This is a genomic window from Streptomyces sp. NPDC096046 (assembly GCF_040303285.1).
In the GTDB taxonomy this organism is placed as follows: domain Bacteria; phylum Actinomycetota; class Actinomycetes; order Streptomycetales; family Streptomycetaceae; genus Streptomyces.
The window spans coordinates 171,772-193,429 of record NZ_JBEOSZ010000001.1 but is presented as its reverse complement, the minus strand read 5'-3'; the positions used below and the strand labels follow the sequence as shown (position 1 = coordinate 193,429).

Below are 21,658 nucleotides of genomic sequence, written 5' to 3'. Positions count from 1 at the left end.
GTTCTGGGCGGCCGGCCTGCTCGTGCTCGCCCGGGGCTGCCGCCACGCCGGTCCCTGCGCGGACCGTGGACCGCGGATGGCGGCGGCCGGCACCGGGCTCGGATGTGCGCTGTTCCCGGTGGCGTCCGCGGTGCCGCTCGGCGTTGCGGTGGCCGCGAGCTGCCGGGCGCGGCCCGGCCGTTCACCCCTGCGGCTCCAGGTCCTCCTCTTCGAAGACCAGCAGCGTGCGCGTGCTGAGCACCTGGGGGATCGCCTGGAGCCGGGTCAGCACCAGCTCGCGCAGCGCCCGGTTGTCGGACACGTGGACCAGCAGCAGTACGTCGAAGTCGCCGCCCACCAGGGCGATGTGGGAGGCGCCGGGCAGCTGTCTGAGCGCCTCGCGCACCGTGCGCCAGGAGTTCTGGACGATCTTCAGCGTGATGTACGCGGACGTACCCTGACCGGCCCGCTCGTGGTTGACGCGGGCGCCGAAACCACGGATGACCCCGTCCTCGACGAGCCGGTTGATGCGGGCGTAGGCGTTGGCGCGCGAGACGTGGACCCGCTCGGCGACCGACCGTATCGAGACGCGGCCGTCCGCCTGGAGCATGCGCAGGATGTCCTGATCGATGGCGTCCAGGGGCCGCGGCGGCGGCAGCGGACCGCTGTCGTCGTGTCCGTCGGCCATTTGTTCAGATGCCACCCGCCTCCGCCTCTCTGCCATGGACGTAGTGCGTCCATCTCAGGTTGTGGAGAACCGTTTGTCCACAGCCTGGGGCCACCTGTAGCCAAAATGTGCCGACGACCGAACAATCGGTAGGTGAGGCGCGTCACAGCCGACGTGCCTCTCCAAGTCGCTCCCACGAGGAGGTGCCGTCATGACGGTCATGGAGCAGCGGGGCGCCTACCGGCCTACCCCGCCGCCCGCTTGGCAGCCGCGCATGGATCCCGCGCCGCTGCTGCCCGACGCGGAGCCGTACCGCGTCCTCGGCACCGAGGCGGCCGCGAAGGCCGACCCCGAGCTGCTGCGGACGCTGTACGCGCAGCTGGTGAAGGGCCGCCGCTACAACGCGCAGGCCACCGCCCTCACCAAGCAGGGCCGTCTCGCGGTCTACCCCTCCACCACCGGCCAGGAGGCCTGCGAGATCGCCGCCGCGCTCGTGCTGGAGGAACGCGACTGGCTCTTCCCCAGCTACCGCGACACCCTCGCCGTGGTGGCCCGCGGGGTGGACCCCGTCGAGGCGCTCACCCTGCTGCGCGGCGACTGGCACACCGGCTACGACCCCTACGAGCACCGGGTCGCCCCCCTGTGCACCCCGCTCGCCACCCAGCTGCCGCACGCCGTCGGCCTCGCGCATGCCGCCCGCCTCAAGGGCGACGACGTGGTGGCGCTGGCCATGGTCGGCGACGGCGGTACCAGCGAGGGCGACTTCCACGAGGCGCTGAACTTCGCCGCCGTCTGGCAGGCACCGGTGGTCTTCTTCGTGCAGAACAACGGTTTCGCGATCTCCGTCCCGCTCGCCAAGCAGACCGCGGCCCCGTCGCTGGCCCACAAGGCCGTCGGCTACGGCATGCCCGGCCGCCTGGTCGACGGCAACGACGCCGCCGCCGTGCACGAGGTGCTCTCCGACGCCGTACGCCGCGCCCGCGCCGGCGGCGGCCCCACTCTCGTCGAGGCGATCACCTACCGCGTCGACGCCCACACCAACGCCGACGACGCCACCCGCTACCGCGGCGACGCCGAGGTCGAGACCTGGCGCGAGCACGACCCGATCCGGCTTCTGGAGCGCGAACTGACCGAGCGGGGCCTGCTCGACGAGGCCGGCGTCGAGGCCGCCCGCCAGGACGCCGAGACCATGGCCGCGGCCCTGCGCGAGCACATGAACCAGGACCCGGTGCTCGACCCGATGGACCTGTTCGGCCACGTGTACGCCGAGCCGACCCCGCACCTGCGCGAACAGCGGGACCGGCTGCGGGCCGAGCTGGCGGCCGAGGCCGACACCGAGCCGGAGGGGGGCACGCACGGATGACCACCGTCGCCGTCAAGCCGGCCACCATGGCGCAGGCCCTCACGCGCGCGCTGCGCGACGCCATGGCCGCCGACCCCGCCGTGCACGTCATGGGCGAGGACGTCGGCACCCTCGGCGGTGTCTTCCGCGTCACCGACGGACTCGCCAAGGAGTTCGGCGAGGACCGCTGCACGGACACCCCGCTCGCCGAGGCGGGCATCCTCGGCACGGCCGTCGGCATGGCCATGTACGGCCTGCGCCCGGTCGTGGAGATGCAGTTCGACGCGTTCGCCTACCCGGCGTTCGAGCAACTCATCTCGCACGTGGCCCGCACCCGCAACCGCACCCGCGGCAGGATGCCCCTGCCGGTCACCATCCGCGTCCCCTACGGCGGCGGCATCGGCGGCGTCGAGCACCACAGCGACTCCTCCGAGGCGTACTACATGGCGACTCCGGGGCTCCATGTCGTCACGCCCGCCACCGTCGCGGACGCCTACGGGCTGCTGCGCGCCGCCATCGCCTCCGACGACCCGGTCGTCTTCCTGGAGCCGAAGCGGCTGTACTGGTCGAAGGACTCCTGGAACCCCGAGGAGCCGTCGCCCGTCGAGCCGATCGGCCGCGCGGTGGTGCGGCGCCCCGGCCGGAGCGCCACGCTCATCACGTACGGGCCGTCCGTACCCGTCTGCATGGAGACGGCCGAGGCGGCCCGGGCCGAGGGCTGGGACCTCGAAGTGGTCGATCTGCGCTCCCTGGTGCCGTTCGACGACGAGACGGTGTGCGCCTCGGTGCGGCGGACGGGACGCGCGGTCGTCGTCCACGAGTCGGGTTCCTTCGGGGGCCCGGGCGGGGAGATCGCGGCCCGGGTCACGGAGCGCTGCTTCCACCATCTGGAGGCGCCGGTGCTGCGCGTGGCCGGGTTCGACGTCCCGTACCCGCCGCCGATGCTGGAGCGCCACCACCTGCCCGGTGTGGACCGGATCCTGGACGCCGTGGGGCGTCTTCAGTGGGAGGCCGAGAGCTGATGGCACAGGTGCTTGAGTTCAAGCTGCCCGACCTCGGGGAAGGGCTCACCGAGGCGGAGATCGTGCGCTGGCTGGTCGAGGTCGGTGACGTGGTCGCCATCGACCAGCCGGTCGTCGAGGTCGAGACGGCCAAGGCCATGGTCGAGGTGCCCTGCCCCTACGGCGGCGTGGTCACCGCCCGCTTCGGCGAGGAGGGCACGGAACTGCCCGTCGGCGCACCGCTGATCACGGTGGCGGTGGGGGAGCGGCCGGCCGCCGGCGCCGGGGACACCGAGGCCGGGGACACCGGCTCCCAGGGCTCGGGCAACGTCCTGGTCGGTTACGGCACCTCCGAGGCGCCCGCGCGGCGCCGCCGGGTCCGGCAGGAGCGGCCGGTGTCCGGCACGTCCGCGGCAGCCGGGCAGACCGGTGTGCCGGGGTCGGTGAACGGGCGGACCGACGTCGCCGCTGCCCCGGTGCACGCGCAGGCCGCGGGCCCCGCGACGACGGTGGACCGGCAGGCCGGCGATGCCGCGACGACGGTGAACGGGCAGGGCGGCGGCCTCGCGACGGACGACGGACCCGTCCCCGTGATCTCGCCCCTGGTACGCCGGCTCGCACGCCAGAACGGCCTGAACCTGCGGGAGCTGACCGGGTCAGGCCCCAACGGGCTGATCCTGCGGGCCGACGTGGAGTACGCCCTGCGGGCCGCGGAGCAGGGTGTCACGGCCTCCCCGGCCGAGCCGCAGCCGGGCCCGCCGCAGGTTTCCGCGCCCTCGCCCTCGGTCGCCTCCTCCGCGGGGGCCCCCGGCGAGATCCGCACCCCGCTCAAGGGCATCCGCGGCGCGGTCGCCGACAAGCTGGCGCGCAGTCGCCGCGAGATCCCCGACGCCACCTGCTGGGTGGACGCCGACGCCACGGAGCTCATGCGGGCGCGTACGGCCATGAACGCGGCCGGCGGACCGAAGATCTCCCTCCTGGCCCTGCTGGCCCGGATCTGCACGGCGGCCCTCGCCCGCTTCCCCGAGCTCAACTCCACGGTCGACGCGCAGGCCAGGGAGATCATCAGGTTCGACCACGTGCACCTGGGCTTCGCGGCGCAGACCGAGAGGGGGCTCGTCGTCCCGGTCGTGCGGGACGCGCACGTGCGCGACGCCGAGTCGCTGACCGCCGAGTTCGCCCGGCTGACCGAGGCCGGCCGGGCGGGGACGCTGACCCCCGCCGAGCTGACCGGCGGCACGTTCACGCTGAACAACTACGGCGTCTTCGGCGTCGACGGCTCGACCCCGATCATCAACCACCCCGAGGCCGCCATGCTCGGCGTCGGCCGCATTGTCCCCAAGCCGTGGGTGCACGAGGGCGAGCTGGCGGTGCGGCAGGTCGTCCAGCTCTCGCTCACCTTCGACCACCGGGTGTGCGACGGCGGCGTGGCGGGCGGGTTCCTGCGGTACGTGGCGGACTGCGTGGAACAGCCGGCGGTACTGCTGCGGACGCTCTGACCCCGACCGGCCGCAGGAGCTGCCGTCCGGCCACAGCGGCTTGCGTCCGGCCGCGGGAGCTTCCGTCCGACCGCAAGGGCTTCCGTCCGACCGCAAGGGCTGCCGGCCTGCCGCAACGGCTCGTGTCAGGCCGCAGCGAATCCCGCACGGATGCCGTGCTTGCCGTGCCGGCGCCGTTTGCCGTGCGGGCGCTGTGCCAGAGGCGCGGCGCTGTGCCTGCCGTGCGGGCGCTGTGCCGCCTGCCATGCATGCGGACGCCGTACCAGCGGCGCGCGGAGGCCGGGATTCCCGTTCAGTACCGGATTCGCGTCCCGTGATCGTGTCGGTTCCCCCCGCGTTCCCTGTGATCGCGGGGCCGCGCATACTCGGGGGGTGACCGCCCACGAGCACTCCGGTGAACCCGGCGTCGGCACCGACCCCGCCCAGGGGACGGACCGCGCCGGGTACGACGCCGTCGTGCTCGCCGGTGGCGCCGCCCGGCGCCTCGGCGGCACCGACAAACCCGGTGTGCGCGTGGGGGGGCGGGCCCTGCTCGACCGGGTACTCGCCGCCTGCGGCGGCGCCCGGAGCACCGTCGTCGTCGCCGCGCCCAGGCCGACCGCACGGCCCGTCACCTGGGCGCGCGAGGACCCGCCGGGCGGCGGACCGCTCGCCGCGCTCGACGCCGGGCTCCGCCACACCACGGCCGAGCATGTGGTGGTGCTCTCCGCCGACCTGCCGTTCCTCCGGGACGCGACCGTCGGCCGCCTGCTGAGCGCGCTGCGGGAGAGCGGCACCGACGGCGTGCTGCTGACCGACCCCGACGGCCGTGACCAGCCGCTCGTGGCCGCCTACCGCGCGCCGAGGCTGCGCGAGGAACTCGCGCGCCTCGCCGACCGGTACGGCGCTCTCGCCGGTCTTCCCCTGCGGCGTCTCACCGCCGAGCTGAACCTCACCCGCGTCTCCGACCCCGTCGCGTCCTTCGACTGCGACACCTGGGACGACATCGCCACCGCCAGGGCACGCATCAGGGAGCATGGGCACGTGTTGGATGAATGGATTTCCGCTGTCAAGGACGAACTCGGGATCGACCTCGATGTCGACACCCGCGGCCTGCTCGACCTCGCCCGCGACGCCGCCCACGGTGTGGCCCGGCCCGCGGCGCCGCTGACCACCTTCCTCGTCGGCTACGCGGCCGCGCAGGCCGGCGGAGGACCCGAAGCGGTCGCCGAAGCCGCCCGTAAGGCCGCCGCCCTCGCCGTCCGCTGGGAGGAGGAGAGCGCCCCCGGGGACCGGCCGCCCGCCGCCGCGCCACAGGCACCCCAGGGCGATGTGGCCCCCGACGCCACGCCCGACACCCGCCCGGACGCCGGATGACCCCGCACGGCGCCCGTGCCAGTGAGGACGCCGAGGACCTCGACGTGGAGGAGGTGCTCGCCCTCGTGAAGAACAGCAACGGCAACCACCTGCCCGACCCCACGGCACCAGGCGGGACGGACGGCGCCCGCGCCCCCCATCGGCCGGACCCCTCCGACGGGCCCGACACCCGCCACCGCGCCACCCCCTGGCCCGAGGCGCGGGCCCTCGCGGAACGCGCCGGCTGCGACGCCGCCCGGGCCGCCCGACGCGCCCCGGTCTCCGCGCCCCTCGACACCGCCCTCGGCCTGACCCTGGCCACGCCGCTCGACGCCCTCACCGACCTCCCCTCCTTCGACACCTCCGCGATGGACGGCTGGGCGGTCTGCGGTCCCGCCCCATGGCACGTGCGGGAGGAGGGCGTCCTCGCCGGTCATGCCGCGCCCGCGCCCCTCACCGACGGCGAGGCCGTCCGGATCGCCACCGGTGCTCGCATCCCCCCGGACACCACCGCCGTCCTGCGCAGCGAGCACGGCCGCACGGACGACAAGGGCCGCCTGTACGCGACCCGGGACGTCGCCCCCGGCCAGGACATCCGCCCGCGCGGCCAGGAGTGCCGCACCGGCGATCAGCTCCTCGCCGCCGGCACCCTCGTCACCCCGGCCGTCCTCGGGCTCGCGGCGGCGGCCGGATACGACACCGTCAGCGCGGTCCCCCGGACGCGCGTCGAAGTCCTCGTCCTCGGCGACGAGTTGCTCACCCAGGGACTGCCGCGCGACGGCCTGATCCGGGACGCGCTCGGCCCGATGCTGCCACCCTGGCTGCGGGCGCTCGGCGCAGAGGTCACCGCCGTCCGGCGCATCCGCGACGACGCCGATGCCCTGCACCGGGCCGTCACCACCTCCGACGCCGATGTCATCCTCACCACCGGCGGCACCGCGGCGGGCCCCCTCGACCACGTCCACCCCACTCTCAGCCGGATCGGCGCCGAACTCCTCGTGGACGGCGTGGAGGTGCGCCCGGGCCACCCCATGCTGCTGGCCCGCGTCACGGAGACGCAGCACCTCGTGGGACTCCCGGGCAATCCGCTCGCCGCCGTCTCCGGCCTGCTGACGCTCGCCGAGCCGCTGCTGCGGATCCTCGCCGCCCGCCCGGCCCCGGAGCCGTACACGATGCCGCTGCGGGACGCCGTGCACGGGCACCCGCACGACACCCGGCTCGTCCCCGTCGTCCTGCGCGGCGACGAGGCCGTGCCGCTGCACTACAACGGCCCCGCCATGCTGCGCGGCATCGCGGCCGCCGACGCGCTGGCCGTCGTACAGCCGGGCGGCGCCCGCCCGGGTCAGGAGACGGAACTGCTGGACCTGCCCTGGGCGTCCGGAGGAATCGGGGTGTGTTTCACGTGAAACTTCCGGGCCAGGACGCGATCGCCCGACAGGCCGACGAGCATCTGGTGACCCATCGGGTGAAGCTCCCGAGGAAACAGGTGGAGCACCCGGTCCGCCAGGTCGCCAGACGGTTGTCGATGGCATTGGTGGTCCTCGTCTCGACCGCGCTGATCGTCTACGCCGACCGCGACGGCTACAGCGACAACGCGGGCGGCGGCGTCGACCTCCTCGACGCCTTCTACTACGCGACCGTCACTCTCTCCACCACCGGCTACGGTGACATCATTCCCGCCACTGACGGCGCCCGGCTGACGAATATCCTCGTCATCACGCCCCTGCGTGTGCTGTTCCTGATCATCCTGGTCGGCACCACACTCGAAGCCCTCACCGAACGCACTCGGGAGGAGTGGCGACTGACCCGCTGGAGGTCCACGTTGCGCGATCACACCGTCGTCATCGGATTTGGCACGAAGGGCAGGTCGGCGATCCGGACCGTCTGCGCGACGGGACTGAAGAAGGAACAGGTCGTCGTGGTCGATCCCAGTTCCAAGGTGATCGACGCTGCGACCGCCGAGGGGTACGCGGGGATCGTCGGAGACGCGACGCGCAGCGAGGTGCTCAAGCAGGCAGAGGTGCACAAGGCCCGGCAGATCATCATCGCGACCCAGCGCGACGACACGGCGGTCCTGGTGGCACTGACGGCACGGCAGCTCAACCGCGGGGCGAACATCGTGGCCGCCGTGCGCGAGGAGGAGAACGCGCCGCTGCTGAAGCAGTCCGGTGCCGACGCTGTCATCACCAGCGCCAGCGCCGCCGGTCGGCTGCTCGGCCTCTCCGTGCTCAGCCCGTCGGCCGGCATGGTGCTGGAGGACCTCATCCAGCAGGGCAGCGGGCTCGACATCGTGGAGCGGCCGGTCGTCAAGGCCGAGGTGGGCAAGGCGCCGAGGGAGGTCGCCGACCTGGTCGTGAGCGTCATACGCGGTCATCGGGTGCTCGGCTACGACGATGCGGCCGTCGGGAGACTGGAATTGACCGACCGGCTCATCACCATCGTGCGGAAGACTCCGGCCACCCAGGTCGCGCCGGACGTCCGCCCGATGCCCCCGATGCCCCGCAACTGACGAGCAGAGCGAACGGCCAGCCGCCCCGCACCGTACGGTGCGCGACGGCCGGCCAGGACCGGAGGGGCCGGGAGCTACTTCCGGTTGTACAGCCGCATCGTGACCGGCCCGAAGACCAGCACGAACAGGGCCGCCCAGCCCAGTGACCAGGCGACCTCGTCGGCCGGCCAGTCACCGCCCATCAGGCCGCGCACCGCCGACGCCAGATGGGTGATGGGGCTGTTGTTGACGAACGCCTGCAACCAGCCCGGCATGGTCTTCGGGTCCACGAACACGTTGGACAGGAACGTGAGCGGGAAGATCACCATCATGCTGACGCCCATCACCGACTTCTCGGTGCGCAGCAGCAGCCCGAACATCGTCCAGATCCACGAGAAGGCGAACGAGAAGGCCACCAGCAGGGCGATCCCGGCGAGCACACCGGCCACCCCGCCGTCCGGCCGGTAGCCCAGGGCGATGCCGACGGTGAGCATCACGATCGACGCGATCGTGTAGCGCAGGGCGTCGCCGAGCAGGTAGCCGACCATCGTCGACGGCCGCCAGATCGGCAGGCTGCGGAACCGGTCGAAGACGCCCTTCTCGATGTCGGTGTTCACGGAGACACCCGTGTACATGGTGATCATCACGACCGACATCACGAGGATGCCCGGCAGCAGGAACTGGATGTACTCCTTCGGTGAGCCGGCCAGCGCCCCGCCGAACAGGTACGTGTACATCAGCACCATCATGATCGGGAACGCCGTGACGTCGAAGAGCTGCTCCGGCACGTGCTTGATCTTGAGGATCGACCGCCAGCCGAAGGTCATCGACGCCGACCAGGCGCTGGGCCGCGGCGGCCGGTCCTTGGAGACCAGCAGCGCGGCCAGGGACTCGGCGCTGACCGGGGCGAGCTCCTTGCTTTCGGTAGTCGTCGCGGTGCTCATGCCGCCACCTCGTCCTTCGGGTCGTCGGAGCGGTCGGAGGTGTCGTGCGTGTCGTGCCCGGTGAGGGCGAGGAACACCTCGTCAAGGCTGGGCTGGCCCAGCGAGAAGTTGTCCACGGTGATCCCGGCGCGGGCCAGTTCGCTCAGCGCGCGGGCGGCCTGCTCGGCCGCCGAGTCGTCGCTCGCCGCCGTGCCGAGACGGGCGGTGAGGGCCACCGGGTCGGGCTCCGGCTGCACCCGCGCGTCCAGGGTGCTGCGCAGCAGGTCGGCCGCGAGGTCGCGCTGGTCGGGATCGCGCAGGCGCAGATGGACGGACCCGGCGCCGACGGACGACTTCAGCTCGCCCTTGGTGCCCTCGGCGATCACTTTGCCGCGGTCGATGACGGCGATCCGGGACGCCAGCTGGTCGGCCTCGTCCAGATACTGCGTGGTCAGCAGCACGGTGGTGCCCTGGGCGACGACGGCCCGCACGATGTCCCAGACCTGGTTGCGGCTGCGCGGGTCCAGACCGGTCGTCGGCTCGTCCAGGAACAGCAGGTCGGGGGTGTTGAGGATGGACGCGGCGATGTCGATGCGGCGCCGCATGCCACCCGAGTAGTGCTTGACCTGCTTCGCGGCCGCCTCCGTCAGCCCGAAGGCCTCCAGGAGCTGGCCGGCGCGTGCGCGGGCGGCCTTCTTGTGGTGGCCGAGCAGCCGGCCCAGCAGGACCAGGTTCTCGGTGCCGGTGAGATCCTCGTCCACCGACGCGTACTGGCCCGTGAGGCTCACCCTGCCGCGCACCTCGTCCGCCTCGCGGACGATGTCGTGGCCGAAGACATGGGCCTCGCCGCCGTCCGGCCGCAGGAGGGTGGCCAGCATCTTCACGGTGGTGGTCTTGCCGGCGCCGTTCGGGCCGAGGACGCCGTAGACCATGCCCGCGGGCACGGCCAGGTCGACTCCGTCGACGGCCCTCGTCTCGCCGAACGTTTTCACCAGGCCCGCGGTCTCGATCGCCAGGCCGGACATCTGCGTGCTCATGCTTCGGGTCCTTCCGCGTGCTTGGGCTACGCATGGGGAGACCTTCACCGTCGCGCAAACTCATCGGTCCCGCACACGCTTTTCTCCCGGACCGGTCCGATGGCCCAGGAGCGGTGGTCCCGCAGACGGAGCGGACTCGGTCCCGGGACCGAGGGGTACGGTCCCTTGCATGTATGCGATCACGATTCCCGAACCCGGTGAGCCCGAGGCGCTGGTCTGGGACGAGGTCCCGGACCCCGTCCCCGGCGAGGGCGAGGTCCTGGTCGAGGTGGCGGCCGGCGCCGTCAACCGGGCCGACATCCTTCAGCGGCAGGGCTTCTACGACCCACCGCCCGGCGCCTCCCCCTACCCCGGCCTGGAGTGCTCCGGGCGGATCGCCGGGATCGGCAGCGGGGTCTCCGGGTGGAACATCGGCGACGAGGTGTGCGCGCTGCTCTCCGGCGGCGGTTACGCCGAGAAGGTGGTCGTCCCGGCCGGGCAGCTGCTGCCCGTGCCCGACGGCGTCGGTCTGACCCAGGCCGCGGCGCTGCCCGAGGTGACCTGCACGGTCTGGTCGAACGTCTTCATGATCGCCCATCTGCGTCCCGGTGAGACGCTCCTCGTGCACGGCGGCTCCAGCGGCATCGGCACGATGGCCATCCAGCTGGCCAAGGCCGTCGGTGCGCGGGTGGCCGTGACGGCCGGTACGAAGGAGAAGCTGGAGCGGTGCGCCGAGCTGGGCGCCGACATCCTGGTCAACTACCGCGAGCAGGACTTCGTCGAGGAGGTCAGGAAGGCGACGGACGGCGCCGGGGCCGACGTCATCCTCGACAACATGGGAGCCAAGTACCTGGAGCGCAACGTCCGGGCCCTCGCCGTCAACGGGCGGCTCGCGATCATCGGCATGCAGGGCGGAGTGAAGGGCGAGCTGAACATCGGCGCCCTGCTCGCCAAGCGTGCCGCCATCAGCGCGACGTCCCTGCGGGCCCGGCCCCTGGAGGAGAAGGCGGCCATCGTCGCGGCCGTACGTGAGCACGTCTGGCCTCTGTTCACCGGTGGCCACCTGCGCCCGGTCGTCGACCGCGAACTCCCGATGCGGGACGCTGCCGCCGCACACCGGGTCGTGGAGGAGAGCGGCCACATCGGCAAGGTCCTGCTGATCGCCGCCCCCCAGGGCGCCTGACCCCCGCCGCAGGGCCTCATGCGGCGGGTCCGGCCAGACCCGCGCCTCATCGCACCGGGCAGCCGGACTCCCCGCGAGGGAGGGCCGATCCGGCCGGGCCATGGCACCGCCGCACCATGCGGCTGCCCGGCCGGACGGCCGGAGTCGCCCCGGTGGCAGCCGAGCCGCGCCGCACCTGCGAAGTGCGCGGCTCACGTGTGCCGGATGGTCACGCCCCGGCGCCCGTCGTCCCGCGCCTACACCCGCCGCAGCCGCAGTCCCACGAACGCCAGGCCAAGGCCCAGGCCGATCAGGACCAGCCCGCTGCCCAGGGGCAGGATGCGCAGGACCGGGCCGCCGGGCCGGTCGGCGGTCGCGGCCTCACGCACGGGCTGCTCCGCCGGGGCGGACGGCTCCGGGGCGGGCTCCCGGGGCGCCTCGGGGGCGGCGGTGGCGTCGGTGACGCCCGGCCTCTCCCCGGCGTCCTCCGGGCGTCCCGGACGTACCCGGCCCTCACCGGCCCTGCTCCCGGCCCACGAGGGCTCACCGGGTGCGGAGGGCGCCGCGAGGGCCGAGGGGACCGACGAGGCCGTCCGGGCCGACGGGGCCGACGAGGCCGTCCGGGCCGAGGGGGCGGACACGGAAGACGGGGCGGTGATGAGCCCGGCCTCTCCCTCCTCCTCGTCCGTGAGGGCGGCGGCGGCCCCGTGGGACGGGACGGATCCATAGGGTGAGACGACCGCGCCCGCCCCCAGGGCGAGCACCAGTCCCGCCGCCCGCAGTACGCGTAGCCATGGAGTCACGTGGGTGACCCCTTCCCGCCGCGCCCGTCAGGGCAGAAACGGCAAGTTCGGTCATATCGAGGCAATCAGCCTCACACCGACCCGGACGTCCGGCACGCCGGGCTCGGCCGACGGGCGGAATCGCTGCACAATCCGGTTATGTCGATACGACACGGGCTGCTGGCGCTCCTGGTGGCGGGTCCCCGCTACGGCTCCCGCCTGCGCACCGACTTCGAGGCCCGCACCGGCGGGACCTGGCCGCTGAACATCGGGCAGGTCTACACGACGCTGGGCCGCCTGGAACGGGACGGCATGGTCGCCCGGGACGACGTCGACGCGGCCGGACGGACGCTGTACGCGCTCACCGATGCCGGACGGGCCGAGCTGCGCGCCTGGTACGACCACCCCGTGGAGAGGGCCGGCCCGCCGCGCGACGAGCTGGCGATCAAGCTGGTGATGGCTCTCGGCGCGGACGGCGTCGACGTACGGGAGGTCGTCGAGACCCAACGCCGGCACGTGACGCGAGCACTGCACGAGCACGTGCGGCGGCGGGCAGAGGCCCTGGCCCGCGCGCCGGAGCACGGCGAGGGGATGGCCCGGCTGCTCGTCCTGGAGCAGCTCGTCTTCCACGCCGAGGCCGAGGTGCGCTGGCTGGACCACTGCGAGGCCCGTCTGCTGCGCTTCGCCCATGAGGAGGAACCACCCGGGCGGAAGCAACCCGAAGTCTGACCGACTCGTCTCCTCCGGCGTGGTGGATCAGCCTCCGGTGGGGGCACCACGGAGGTGAGGTGCAGGCGTGCGACAGAATGGCGACATGGAGATGCCGAGGAACGAAAGGTCGCCGGAGAACCCTCAGATCCTGGTCGTGGGCCAGGACGGCATGGCGCTCGGTGGCGGCAGCGCAGACGAGGACTCCCGCGAGACCCCGCTCACGGAACAGGTGGAGCAGCCCGCCAAGGTCATGCGGATCGGCAGCATGATCAAACAGCTGCTGGAGGAGGTGCGCGCGGCTCCCCTGGACGAGGCCAGCCGGGTCCGGCTCAAGGACATCCACGCCAGCTCGGTGAAGGAGCTGGAGGACGGTCTGGCGCCCGAGCTGGTCGAGGAGCTGGAGCGGCTCTCCTTGCCCTTCACGGACGAGGCGACCCCCAGCGACGCGGAGCTGCGCATCGCGCAGGCCCAGCTCGTCGGCTGGCTCGAGGGGCTCTTCCACGGGATCCAGACGACGCTGTTCGCCCAGCAGATGGCGGCCCGTGCCCAGTTGGAGCAGATGCGCCGGGCCCTGCCGCCGGGTGTCGGCGACGGCCTCGACGAGCAGCAGCCCGGCGGCCGCTCGGGCGGTCCCTACCTCTAGACGACCCACCGGCCGCACGGCCAGGGTCCCACCGGCCACCGGCCACAGGGCCACGGCCCCACCGCCCACCGGCCGCACGGCCACGGCCCCACCGCCCACCGGCCACAGGGCCCACCGGCCACACCGGGGCCGCACGGCCCCACCGAGCACACCGGCCCATCAGCCGCACGGCCCACCGGCCACATCAGCACGGCCAAACCGGCCCACCGGCCACACTGGCCCATCGCCACGGCCAAACCGGCCAAACCGGCCCACCAACCACCAGCCCCCCGGCCAAACCCGACCAGTCACCGACCACAAGGGCCCGGCGGCCGAAGCCGCCGGGCCCTTCGCGTCGGGGACGTCAGGAGGGCGGGTTGCCCGTCGAGACGCTGAGCTGGATCTCGGGCATGTCCTTCGGATCGACGTCGGTGTCGGCGGACGGGAACTGGTACATGACCGTGCCGTCGCCGTAGGTGTTCTCGTCGACCTTCTTCTCGTTCACTTCCCAGCCGGCCGCCTGGAGGCAGGCCTTGACCGACTTGATGTTCTTGAACTTGAAGTCCGGGATCTTGATCTTGTCGGGGTCGTTGTAGGACTCCCGAGGCTCCGTGCACTCCTCGGTGTCGATCGTCTTCGTGGTGTCCGGGCCCCGGTATCCGGCGTTCTTCTGCGCGGAGGCCGAGGCGCTCGCGCTGCCGCCGCCGCCCTTGTCGTCCTGGCCGCCGCTGTTCATGAGCAGCGCCGTGACCAGGCCGCCGACCGCGACGACGGACACGATGATCGAGCCGATGATCACGGGCTTGTTGTTCCGGCCGCCGGAGGAGGCCGGCGCGCTCTGGGGCGTCAGGTTGTACGGCGGCGGCGTCGACGGGCCCGGCTGCGGGGAGTAGGCCGCCGGGGACGGCGTCTGGTAGCCCCCCTGCTGCGGGTAACCGTAGGCCGGGGGCGGCCCGGTCGGGGCGGGCGTGCCGTACGGGTTCGGGGGCGGGGTCGGCTGGTAGGGCGTCTGGACCTGTCCCGTGGGCGGCGGGGTGGCCTGGTCGACCGGCGGGAACACGGCCGAGCCGACGCCCGCGCCGCTCGGGGCCGGTGTGCCCGGCACGATGCTCGGCGGGGCGGCCTGGAAGGACGCCGCCACGCGCAGGCACTCGTCCCGCATGGCCTCGGCGCTGGGGAAACGCTCGTTGGGGTTCTTCTTCAGCGCGCGGGCGATCAACGCGTCCACGGCCGGCGGCAGCGTGCGGTTGATCGAGGACGGAACCGGCGGCTCCTCCTGCACGTGCGCGTACGCGATGGCCAGCGGCGAGTCCGCTTCGAACGGCAGCCGCCCGGTCACCAGCTGGAAGAGCATGATGCCGACCGAGTACAGGTCGGAGCGGGCGTCCACACCGCGGCCGAGGGCCTGCTCGGGCGAGAGGTACTGCGGGGTGCCGACGACCATGCCGGTCTGCGTCATCGACGTCACACCGGACTGCATGGCGCGGGCGATGCCGAAGTCCATGACCTTGACCACGGCGCGCTTGGTCATCATCACGTTGCCCGGCTTGATGTCGCGGTGGACCAGGCCCATCTCGTGGCTGATCTCCAGCGCGGCCAGCACATCGGCCGTGATCTTCAGCGCCTTGTCGGCGGGCATCGCGCCCTGCTGCCGCACGTCCTCGTCGAGGACGGAGCCGAGCGGGCGGCCCTCGACGTACTCCATGACGATGTACGGCGTCGTCATGCCGTCGAGGGTGTCCTCGCCGGTGTCGAAGACGGAGACGATGTTGGTGTGCGTGAGCTTGGCCACGGACTGGGCCTCGCGGCGGAACCGCTCGCGGAAGGCCTGTTCCCGGCCGAGCTCGGTGTGGAGCGTCTTGATGGCGACCTGGCGGTCGAGCACGCTGTCGTACGCGAGGTGCACCGAGGCCATGCCGCCCTGGCCCAGGAGGTCGCGCAGCTGATAGCGGCCACTGGCGAGCGCCCGCCCCGTGTGCTGGCCCTGTGCGCCGTCCTGGCTCATGTTCCGTGTCCCCCGTAGCGCCTGCTGACGCCGCCGACTGCCGCTGATCCGTCGTTGATCCGAACCGCCATTCCCGGCCAAGTCTGCCCGAGGGCACCGGCACGTCAAGCTCGGTGCCCGTTCCGTGACCGTACGCGAAAGAAGCGTCGCGGAAGCGTTACAGGGGGCATACGGCCGGAGCACGGAATTTGCACGACGGCACGGAGTGAAGGTTTCATGGCCGGTCGGTCTCGTGCCGGTCCGGGCGCCCCTTGCCGGACCGGAGGCTTGCTCGGAGGCTGTAGCGTGGCCGACGGAGACCGTAACAACACCGCGCGCACCGCGGGCAGAAACGACGGCGAGGACTGATGGCACAGCAGCAGCGCGCTCAGGGCCCGTCCGACCCCGAGGCGACTGGCGGCGGCATGTCGGACGCGCCGGAGTCCTGGGGGAACGGCGGGCTGGTCGGGGACGGCCGGTACCGGCTGACCCACAGACTCGGCCGGGGCGGCATGGCCGAGGTGTTCGCAGCCGAGGACGTCCGCCTCGGACGCACCGTCGCCGTCAAGCTGCTCCGCTCCGACCTCGCCGAGGACCCGGTGTCCAAGGCACGCTTCACACGCGAGGCCCAGTCGGTGGCCGGCCTCAACCACCACGCGATCGTCGCCGTGTACGACTCCGGCGAGGACTTCGTCGGCGGCCAGTCCGTGCCTTACATCGTGATGGAGCTGGTCGAGGGCCGCACCATCCGTGACCTGCTGCTGAACGCGGAGGCCCCCGGCCCCGAGCAGGCGCTGATCATCGTCTCGGGCGTCCTGGAGGCGCTCGCCTACTCGCACCAGCACGGCATCGTGCACCGCGACATCAAGCCCGCCAACGTCATCATCACGGACAACGGCGCCGTGAAGGTGATGGACTTCGGCATCGCCCGCGCGCTGCACGGCGCGTCCACGACGATGACGCAGACCGGCATGGTCATGGGCACCCCGCAGTACCTCTCCCCCGAGCAGGCCCTCGGCAAGGCCGTCGACCACCGCTCCGACCTGTACGCCACCGGCTGTCTGCTCTACGAACTCCTCGCGCTGCGTCCGCCGTTCACCGGCGAGACCCCGCTGTCGGTGGTCTACCAGCACGTCCAGGACATCCCCACGCCGCCGTCCGAGGCCTCCGACGCCTGCCCGCCGGAGCTGGACGGCCTGGCCATGCGCGCTCTCGCCAAGGAGCCCGACGACCGCTTCCAGACGGCCGAGGAGATGCGCGGGCTGGTCCAGTACGCGCTGCAGATGCTCTACGACCAGGGCGGACACACCGGCACCTGGAACACCGGCCCGGTCGTCCTGCACGAGGGCCGGCACACCCCGTCGGGCGGCTTCGCCGGCACGGCCGTGATGGGCCAGACCGGGGACGCCTCCGGCACCACGCAGATCCCCTCGCCGATCCTGCCCGGCGGCTACGGCGGCGGGGACGACGGCGGCTTCGAGGGCCACGGCAACAAGGGCAGTGGCCGCGGGAAGCTGTGGATCCTCGCCGTGCTCGCGGTGATCGCGATCGCGGCGGGTGTCGCCCTGGCCCTGCAGAACACCGGTGACGGCACGGACAGCCCGAGCAAGAAGCAGTCGCCGACCACCTCGCAGACGACCGAGAAGAAGACCCCCAGCGAGACGCCGAGCGACGAGCCGACCGACGAGCCGACCGACACGAGCACGGACGACGGCACCGGTACCGGCTCGGGCAACGGCAACTGGACGCCCTCGTACACGCCCTCCTACACGCCGTCGCAGAGCGCTCCCGAGTCGCCCACCGGCCAGCCGTCGAACGAGCCGACCACCGAAGGGCCGACCGACGAGCCCACGGACCCGGAGCCGTCGGACCCGCAGACGCCGCCGGACGACACGGGCGGTGCCGACGGCGGCGCCACGCCCGGCATCGTGGGCGGTGCGGGCGGCGGCGAGAACTGACCCGCTGCTCAGAGGCATGATCCACGCGCGCGTGGGACCCGGGGACGGGGCCCACGCGCGCGTGCCGTTTGGACGCGCCGACAAGAGGACTCTTCCCGTGACCTGGGTCACCGGGTTAACGTGCGGTTGCTCCGGCCTCCTGCAAGGCTGTGACCAGGGACCCTTCGCCACCTTCCCGATTTACTTGGATATCCAAGCAAAATCCCAGGTCAGAGGGGGTTTCACAGAAATGTGGAGCACTGGGTAACGTGCTTTCTGCAGGGCGCTCGCCGGGGCACCTGTCACGCCTGTCCCCGGCCGAGTGGCACCCACCCCGTGTCCCGGTGGTCGAGAAACAGGTGAGCCGCTCCCCCTGGCTCAAAAGAGCAGGGGGGACCCCCAGGCCTACCGGCAACCCCGTGGCCCGGACCGACGGAGGAGCACACGTGACCGTGGAGAGCACTGCCGCGCGCACACCGCGACGCAGCGCCGGAAGCAAGGCCGGCACCACCGGCACCAAGCGCACCACCCGCACGACCGCCAAGAAGGACGCCGGCACCGAGCCCCAGCTCGTGCAGCTGCTGACGCCCGAGGGCAAGCGTGTCAAGAACGCCGAGTACGACAAGTACGTCGCCGGCATCACCCCGGACGAGCTCCGCGGGCTCTACCGCGACATGGTGCTCACCCGCCGCTTCGACGCCGAGGCCACCTCCCTGCAGCGCCAGGGCGAGCTGGGCCTGTGGGCGTCGCTGCTCGGCCAGGAGGCCGCCCAGATCGGGTCCGGGCGGGCCACCCGCGAGGACGACTACGTCTTCCCGACCTACCGCGAACACGGCGTGGCCTGGTGCCGGGGCGTCGACCCGTCGAACCTGCTCGGGATGTTCCGCGGCGTGAACAACGGCGGCTGGGACCCCAACAGCAACAACTTCCAGCTGTACACGATCGTCATCGGCTCCCAGACGCTGCACGCCACCGGCTACGCGATGGGCATCGCCAAGGACGGTGCCGACAGCGCGGTGATCGCCTACTTCGGTGACGGCGCCTCCAGCCAGGGCGACGTGGCCGAGTCGTTCACCTTCTCCGCGGTCTACAACGCCCCGGTCGTGTTCTTCTGCCAGAACAACCAGTGGGCCATCTCCGAGCCCACCGAGAAGCAGTCCCGCGTGCCGATCTACCAGCGCGCCCAGGGCTTCGGCTTCCCGGGCGTCCGGGTGGACGGCAACGACGTGCTCGGCGTCCTCGCGGTCACCCGGTGGGCCCTGGAGCGGGCCCGCAGCGGCGAGGGCCCGACCCTCGTCGAGGCGTTCACCTACCGCATGGGCGCCCACACCACCTCCGACGACCCGACCCGCTACCGGGGCGACGAGGAGCGCCAGGCCTGGGAGGCCAAGGACCCGATCCTGCGCCTGCGCCGGTACCTGGAGGCCTCGAACCACGCGGACGAGGGATTCTTCGAGGAACTGGAGACCGAGTCCGAGGCGTTGGGCAAACGAGTGCGCGAAGCGGTCCGTGCCATGCCGGACCCGGACCACTTCGCGATCTTCGAGAACGCCTACGCGGACGGTCACGCGCTCGTGGACGAGGAGCGCGCCCAGTTCGCCGCGTACCAGGCGTCGTTCGCCGACGAGGGGGGCAACTGAGATGGCCGACAAGATGGCACTGGCCAAGGCGATCAACGAGTCGCTGCGCCGCGCCCTGGAGTCCGACCCCAAGGTCCTGATCATGGGCGAGGACGTCGGCAAGCTCGGCGGCGTCTTCCGGGTGACGGACGGTCTGCAGAAGGACTTCGGCGAGAGCCGCGTCATCGACACCCCGCTGGCCGAGTCGGGCATCGTCGGCACGGCGATCGGCCTGGCCCTGCGCGGCTACCGCCCGGTGGTGGAGATCCAGTTCGACGGCTTCGTCTTCCCGGCGTACGACCAGATCGTCACGCAGCTGGCGAAGATGCACGCCCGTTCGCTGGGCAAGGTCAAGCTCCCGGTCGTCGTGCGCATCCCCTACGGCGGCGGCATCGGCGCGGTGGAGCACCACTCGGAGTCGCCCGAGGCGCTCTTCGCTCACGTGGCGGGCCTGAAGATCGTCAGCCCGTCGAACGCGTCGGACGCCTACTGGATGATGCAGCAGGCCATCCAGAGCGACGACCCGGTGATCTTCTTCGAGCCCAAGCGCCGCTACTGGGACAAGGGCGAGGTCAGCACGGAGGCGATCCCGGGCCCGCTGCACAGGGCCCAGGTGGTCCGCGAGGGCACCGACCTGACCCTGGCCGCCTACGGCCCGATGGTGAAGCTCTGCCAGGAGGTCGCGGACGCGGCTGCCGAGGAGGGCCGGAACCTGGAGGTCCTGGACCTGCGCTCGGTCTCCCCGCTCGACTTCGACTCGGTCCAGGCGTCGGTGGAGAAGACCCGCCGCCTGGTCGTCGTGCACGAGGCCCCGGTGTTCTTCGGATCCGGCGCGGAGATCGCCGCCCGGATCACGGAGCGCTGCTTCTACCACCTGGAGGCCCCGGTGCTCCGGGTCGGCGGCTACCACGCGCCGTACCCGCCGGCCCGCCTGGAGGAGGAGTACCTGCCGAACCTGGACCGGGTACTGGACGCCGTCGACCGCTCGCTGGCGTACTGAGGAGAGGGTCGTGACGACGATGACGGAAGCGTCCGTACGCGAGTTCAAGATGCCCGACGTGGGCGAGGGGCTCACCGAGGCCGAGATTCTCAAGTGGTACGTCCAGCCCGGTGACACGGTCACCGACGGCCAGGTGGTGTGCGAGGTGGAGACGGCCAAGGCGGCCGTCGAGCTCCCCATCCCCTACGACGGGGTGGTCCGGGACCTGCACTTCCCCGAGGGGACCACGGTCGACGTGGGCACCTCGATCATCGCGGTGGACGTGGGCGGCGGCAGCGCGTCACCCGCCGCCGCCGAGCAGCCCGCCGCCGAGCAGCCCGCGCCGGCCGCACCGGCCGAGGAGCCGAAGTCGGCGGGCTCGGGACGCCAGCCGGTCCTGGTGGGCTACGGGGTGGCGACCTCCTCCACCCGCCGCCGCCCCCGCAAGGGACCGGAGGTCCCGGTCCAGCAGGCGTCACCGGCGATCCAGACGGAGCTGAACGGCCACGGGCCGGCGGCCCCCGCCGCACCCGCCCCGGCCGCACCCGCCCCGGTGGCCCCCGCCGCTCCCGCCCCGGCCGGCGCGGAACGCCCGCTGGCCAAGCCCCCCGTCCGCAAGCTGGCCAAGGACCTGGGCGTCGATCTGACGACGGTCGTCCCGACCGGCCCGGACGGCATCATCACCCGCGAGGACGTGCACGCGGCGGTCGCCGCCGCCGTCCCGGCGGCCCCCGAGCCGTCGGGCGCCCCGGCCCCCGCCCCGGCCGCAGCCGCGGCTCCGGGGTCGTACGACACGGCCCGGGAGACCCGCATCCCGGTCAAGGGCGTCCGCAAGGTGACGGCGGCGGCGATGGTCGGCTCGGCGTTCACCGCGCCGCACGTCACCGAGTTCGTGACGGTCGACGTGACGCGGACGATGAAGCTGGTCGAGGAGCTGAAGGCGGACAAGGAGTTCGCGGGCCTGCGCGTGAACCCCCTGCTGCTGATCGCCAAGGCGCTGCTCGTCGCGATCCGGCGCAACCCGGACGTCAACGCGTCCTGGGACGAGGCCGCCCAGGAGATCGTGGTCAAGCACTACGTGAACCTGGGCATCGCGGCCGCGACCCCGCGCGGCCTGATCGTGCCGAACATCAAGGACGCCCACGCCAAGACGCTGCCGCAGCTGGCCGAGTCGCTGGGCGAGCTGGTGGCCACGGCCCGGGACGGCAAGACGTCCCCGGCGGCCATGCAGGGCGGCACGGTGACGATCACCAACGTCGGCGTCTTCGGCGTCGACACGGGCACGCCGATCCTCAACCCGGGTGAGTCCGCGATCCTCGCGGTCGGTGCCATCAAGCCCCAGCCGTGGGTCCACAAGGGCAAGGTGAAGCCCCGTCAGGTCACCACCCTGGCCCTCTCCTTCGACCACCGCCTGGTCGACGGCGAGCTGGGCTCGAAGGTCCTGGCCGACGTGGCGGCGATCCTGGAGCAGCCGAAGCGCCTGATCACCTGGGCGTGACCCGGTCCGGCGGCCCCCCACCCCCTCGGGGCGGGGGGCCGCCGGCGTTCGCAACGGCCTCGCCAGGAGCGGGTTCGTACCCCGCCGGGCAGACGGAGCAGGAGGTCGTGATCC

18 protein-coding genes are annotated in these 21,658 nt (G+C 72.6%); 13 read left to right on the top strand and 5 right to left on the bottom strand.

Annotation, left to right across the window (positions count from 1 at the left end; genetic code table 11):
* Positions 1-181 precede the first annotated feature (181 nt).
* Entirely contained in the window at positions 182-667 is a 486-nt protein-coding gene (locus ABTX62_RS00925) for an Lrp/AsnC family transcriptional regulator (RefSeq protein WP_352114188.1), read from the bottom strand.
* A 190-nt stretch (positions 668-857) separates the two neighbouring features.
* Here ABTX62_RS00925 and pdhA (ABTX62_RS00920) point away from each other — a divergent pair, with 190 nt between their 5' ends.
* The 6 genes from pdhA (ABTX62_RS00920) to ABTX62_RS00895 all read left to right on the top strand — a co-directional run bounded on the left by pdhA (ABTX62_RS00920) (position 858) and on the right by ABTX62_RS00895 (position 8,332).
* Positions 858-2,009, top strand: a complete 1,152-nt coding sequence (pdhA, locus tag ABTX62_RS00920) for a pyruvate dehydrogenase (acetyl-transferring) E1 component subunit alpha (RefSeq protein WP_352114187.1) — start codon at positions 858-860, stop codon at positions 2,007-2,009.
* Positions 2,006-3,010 (top strand): alpha-ketoacid dehydrogenase subunit beta, encoded by a 1,005-nt coding sequence (locus tag ABTX62_RS00915; RefSeq protein WP_352114186.1) that lies wholly within the window; start codon positions 2,006-2,008, stop codon positions 3,008-3,010. Before pdhA (ABTX62_RS00920) ends, ABTX62_RS00915 begins: the two co-directional genes overlap by 4 nt.
* A complete protein-coding gene (locus tag ABTX62_RS00910; protein ID WP_352114185.1) occupies positions 3,010-4,488 on the top strand; it encodes a dihydrolipoamide acetyltransferase family protein in 1,479 nt (492 codons plus the stop codon). Before ABTX62_RS00915 ends, ABTX62_RS00910 begins: the two co-directional genes overlap by 1 nt.
* A gap of 372 nt (positions 4,489-4,860) precedes the next feature.
* Positions 4,861-5,844, top strand: coding sequence for an NTP transferase domain-containing protein (locus ABTX62_RS00905; protein WP_352114184.1), 984 nt, complete (start codon positions 4,861-4,863; stop codon positions 5,842-5,844).
* On the top strand, positions 5,841-7,229 hold the full coding sequence (locus ABTX62_RS00900) for a molybdopterin molybdotransferase MoeA (RefSeq protein WP_352114183.1): 1,389 nt from the start codon (positions 5,841-5,843) through the stop codon (positions 7,227-7,229). Before ABTX62_RS00905 ends, ABTX62_RS00900 begins: the two co-directional genes overlap by 4 nt.
* Positions 7,226-8,332 carry a potassium channel family protein gene (locus ABTX62_RS00895; protein ID WP_352114182.1) on the top strand — a complete coding sequence of 369 codons (1,107 nt, stop codon included), beginning with the start codon at positions 7,226-7,228 and terminating at the stop codon, positions 8,330-8,332. Before ABTX62_RS00900 ends, ABTX62_RS00895 begins: the two co-directional genes overlap by 4 nt.
* Positions 8,333-8,406: 74 nt before the next feature.
* Here the strand turns inward: ABTX62_RS00895 and ABTX62_RS00890 are convergent, their stop codons facing one another.
* Complete coding sequence (locus ABTX62_RS00890; protein WP_352114181.1) at positions 8,407-9,255, bottom strand: ABC transporter permease; 849 nt, start codon at positions 9,253-9,255, stop codon at positions 8,407-8,409.
* Complete coding sequence (locus tag ABTX62_RS00885) at positions 9,252-10,271, bottom strand: ATP-binding cassette domain-containing protein (RefSeq protein ID WP_352114180.1); 1,020 nt, start codon at positions 10,269-10,271, stop codon at positions 9,252-9,254. Before ABTX62_RS00885 ends, ABTX62_RS00890 begins: the two co-directional genes overlap by 4 nt.
* 169 nt (positions 10,272-10,440) lie before the next feature.
* On the opposite strand from ABTX62_RS00885, the gene ABTX62_RS00880 reads away from it, so the two are divergent.
* Positions 10,441-11,433, top strand: coding sequence for an NAD(P)H-quinone oxidoreductase (locus ABTX62_RS00880; RefSeq protein ID WP_352114179.1), 993 nt, complete (start codon positions 10,441-10,443; stop codon positions 11,431-11,433).
* 236 nt (positions 11,434-11,669) lie between these two features.
* Here ABTX62_RS00880 and ABTX62_RS00875 read toward each other — a convergent pair whose 3' ends face one another.
* A complete protein-coding gene (locus ABTX62_RS00875) occupies positions 11,670-12,215 on the bottom strand; it encodes a hypothetical protein (RefSeq protein ID WP_352114178.1) in 546 nt (181 codons plus the stop codon).
* 138 nt (positions 12,216-12,353) lie between these two features.
* On the opposite strand from ABTX62_RS00875, the gene ABTX62_RS00870 reads away from it, so the two are divergent.
* Together ABTX62_RS00870 and ABTX62_RS00865 are read left to right on the top strand one after the other, a co-directional pair.
* On the top strand, positions 12,354-12,923 hold the full coding sequence (locus ABTX62_RS00870) for a PadR family transcriptional regulator (RefSeq protein ID WP_352114177.1): 570 nt from the start codon (positions 12,354-12,356) through the stop codon (positions 12,921-12,923).
* A gap of 85 nt (positions 12,924-13,008) precedes the next feature.
* Positions 13,009-13,548: a bacterial proteasome activator family protein gene (locus tag ABTX62_RS00865; protein ID WP_283968333.1), complete on the top strand. Its 540-nt coding sequence runs from the start codon at positions 13,009-13,011 to the stop codon at positions 13,546-13,548.
* A 343-nt stretch (positions 13,549-13,891) separates the two neighbouring features.
* Here the strand turns inward: ABTX62_RS00865 and ABTX62_RS00860 are convergent, their stop codons facing one another.
* Positions 13,892-15,532 carry a protein kinase domain-containing protein gene (locus ABTX62_RS00860; protein WP_352114176.1) on the bottom strand — a complete coding sequence of 547 codons (1,641 nt, stop codon included), beginning with the start codon at positions 15,530-15,532 and terminating at the stop codon, positions 13,892-13,894.
* A gap of 347 nt (positions 15,533-15,879) precedes the next feature.
* Between ABTX62_RS00860 and ABTX62_RS00855 the strand changes: the two genes are divergently transcribed.
* The 4 genes from ABTX62_RS00855 to ABTX62_RS00840 all read left to right on the top strand — a co-directional run bounded on the left by ABTX62_RS00855 (position 15,880) and on the right by ABTX62_RS00840 (position 21,544).
* Entirely contained in the window at positions 15,880-17,469 is a 1,590-nt protein-coding gene (locus tag ABTX62_RS00855) for a protein kinase domain-containing protein (RefSeq protein ID WP_352114175.1), read from the top strand.
* A gap of 425 nt (positions 17,470-17,894) precedes the next feature.
* Positions 17,895-19,088 carry a pyruvate dehydrogenase (acetyl-transferring) E1 component subunit alpha gene (gene pdhA, locus ABTX62_RS00850; protein WP_352114174.1) on the top strand — a complete coding sequence of 398 codons (1,194 nt, stop codon included), beginning with the start codon at positions 17,895-17,897 and terminating at the stop codon, positions 19,086-19,088.
* A gap of 1 nt (position 19,089) precedes the next feature.
* Positions 19,090-20,067, top strand: a complete 978-nt coding sequence (locus ABTX62_RS00845) for an alpha-ketoacid dehydrogenase subunit beta (RefSeq protein WP_352114173.1) — start codon at positions 19,090-19,092, stop codon at positions 20,065-20,067.
* 10 nt (positions 20,068-20,077) lie between these two features.
* Complete coding sequence (locus ABTX62_RS00840) at positions 20,078-21,544, top strand: dihydrolipoamide acetyltransferase family protein (RefSeq protein ID WP_352114172.1); 1,467 nt, start codon at positions 20,078-20,080, stop codon at positions 21,542-21,544.
* The last annotated feature ends 114 nt before the right edge of the window (positions 21,545-21,658 follow it).

Bases quoted from the DNA above. Each gene is read 5' to 3' on its own strand.
- ABTX62_RS00910 (WP_352114185.1), top strand. From the start codon at position 3,010: ATGGCACAGGTGCTTGAGTTCAAGCTGCCCGACCTCGGGGAAGGGCTC.
- ABTX62_RS00845 (WP_352114173.1), top strand. From the start codon at position 19,090: ATGGCCGACAAGATGGCACTGGCCAAGGCGATCAACGAGTCGCTGCGC.
- pdhA (WP_352114187.1), top strand. From the start codon at position 858: ATGACGGTCATGGAGCAGCGGGGCGCCTACCGGCCTACCCCGCCGCCC.
- ABTX62_RS00885 (WP_352114180.1), bottom strand. From the start codon at position 10,271: ATGAGCACGCAGATGTCCGGCCTGGCGATCGAGACCGCGGGCCTGGTG.
- ABTX62_RS00880 (WP_352114179.1), top strand. From the start codon at position 10,441: ATGTATGCGATCACGATTCCCGAACCCGGTGAGCCCGAGGCGCTGGTC.
- ABTX62_RS00855 (WP_352114175.1), top strand. From the start codon at position 15,880: ATGGCACAGCAGCAGCGCGCTCAGGGCCCGTCCGACCCCGAGGCGACT.
- ABTX62_RS00870 (WP_352114177.1), top strand. From the start codon at position 12,354: ATGTCGATACGACACGGGCTGCTGGCGCTCCTGGTGGCGGGTCCCCGC.
- ABTX62_RS00900 (WP_352114183.1), top strand. From the start codon at position 5,841: ATGACCCCGCACGGCGCCCGTGCCAGTGAGGACGCCGAGGACCTCGAC.
- ABTX62_RS00865 (WP_283968333.1), top strand. From the start codon at position 13,009: ATGGAGATGCCGAGGAACGAAAGGTCGCCGGAGAACCCTCAGATCCTG.
- ABTX62_RS00890 (WP_352114181.1), bottom strand. From the start codon at position 9,255: ATGAGCACCGCGACGACTACCGAAAGCAAGGAGCTCGCCCCGGTCAGC.
- ABTX62_RS00915 (WP_352114186.1), top strand. From the start codon at position 2,006: ATGACCACCGTCGCCGTCAAGCCGGCCACCATGGCGCAGGCCCTCACG.
- ABTX62_RS00925 (WP_352114188.1), bottom strand. From the start codon at position 667: ATGGCCGACGGACACGACGACAGCGGTCCGCTGCCGCCGCCGCGGCCC.
- ABTX62_RS00860 (WP_352114176.1), bottom strand. From the start codon at position 15,532: ATGAGCCAGGACGGCGCACAGGGCCAGCACACGGGGCGGGCGCTCGCC.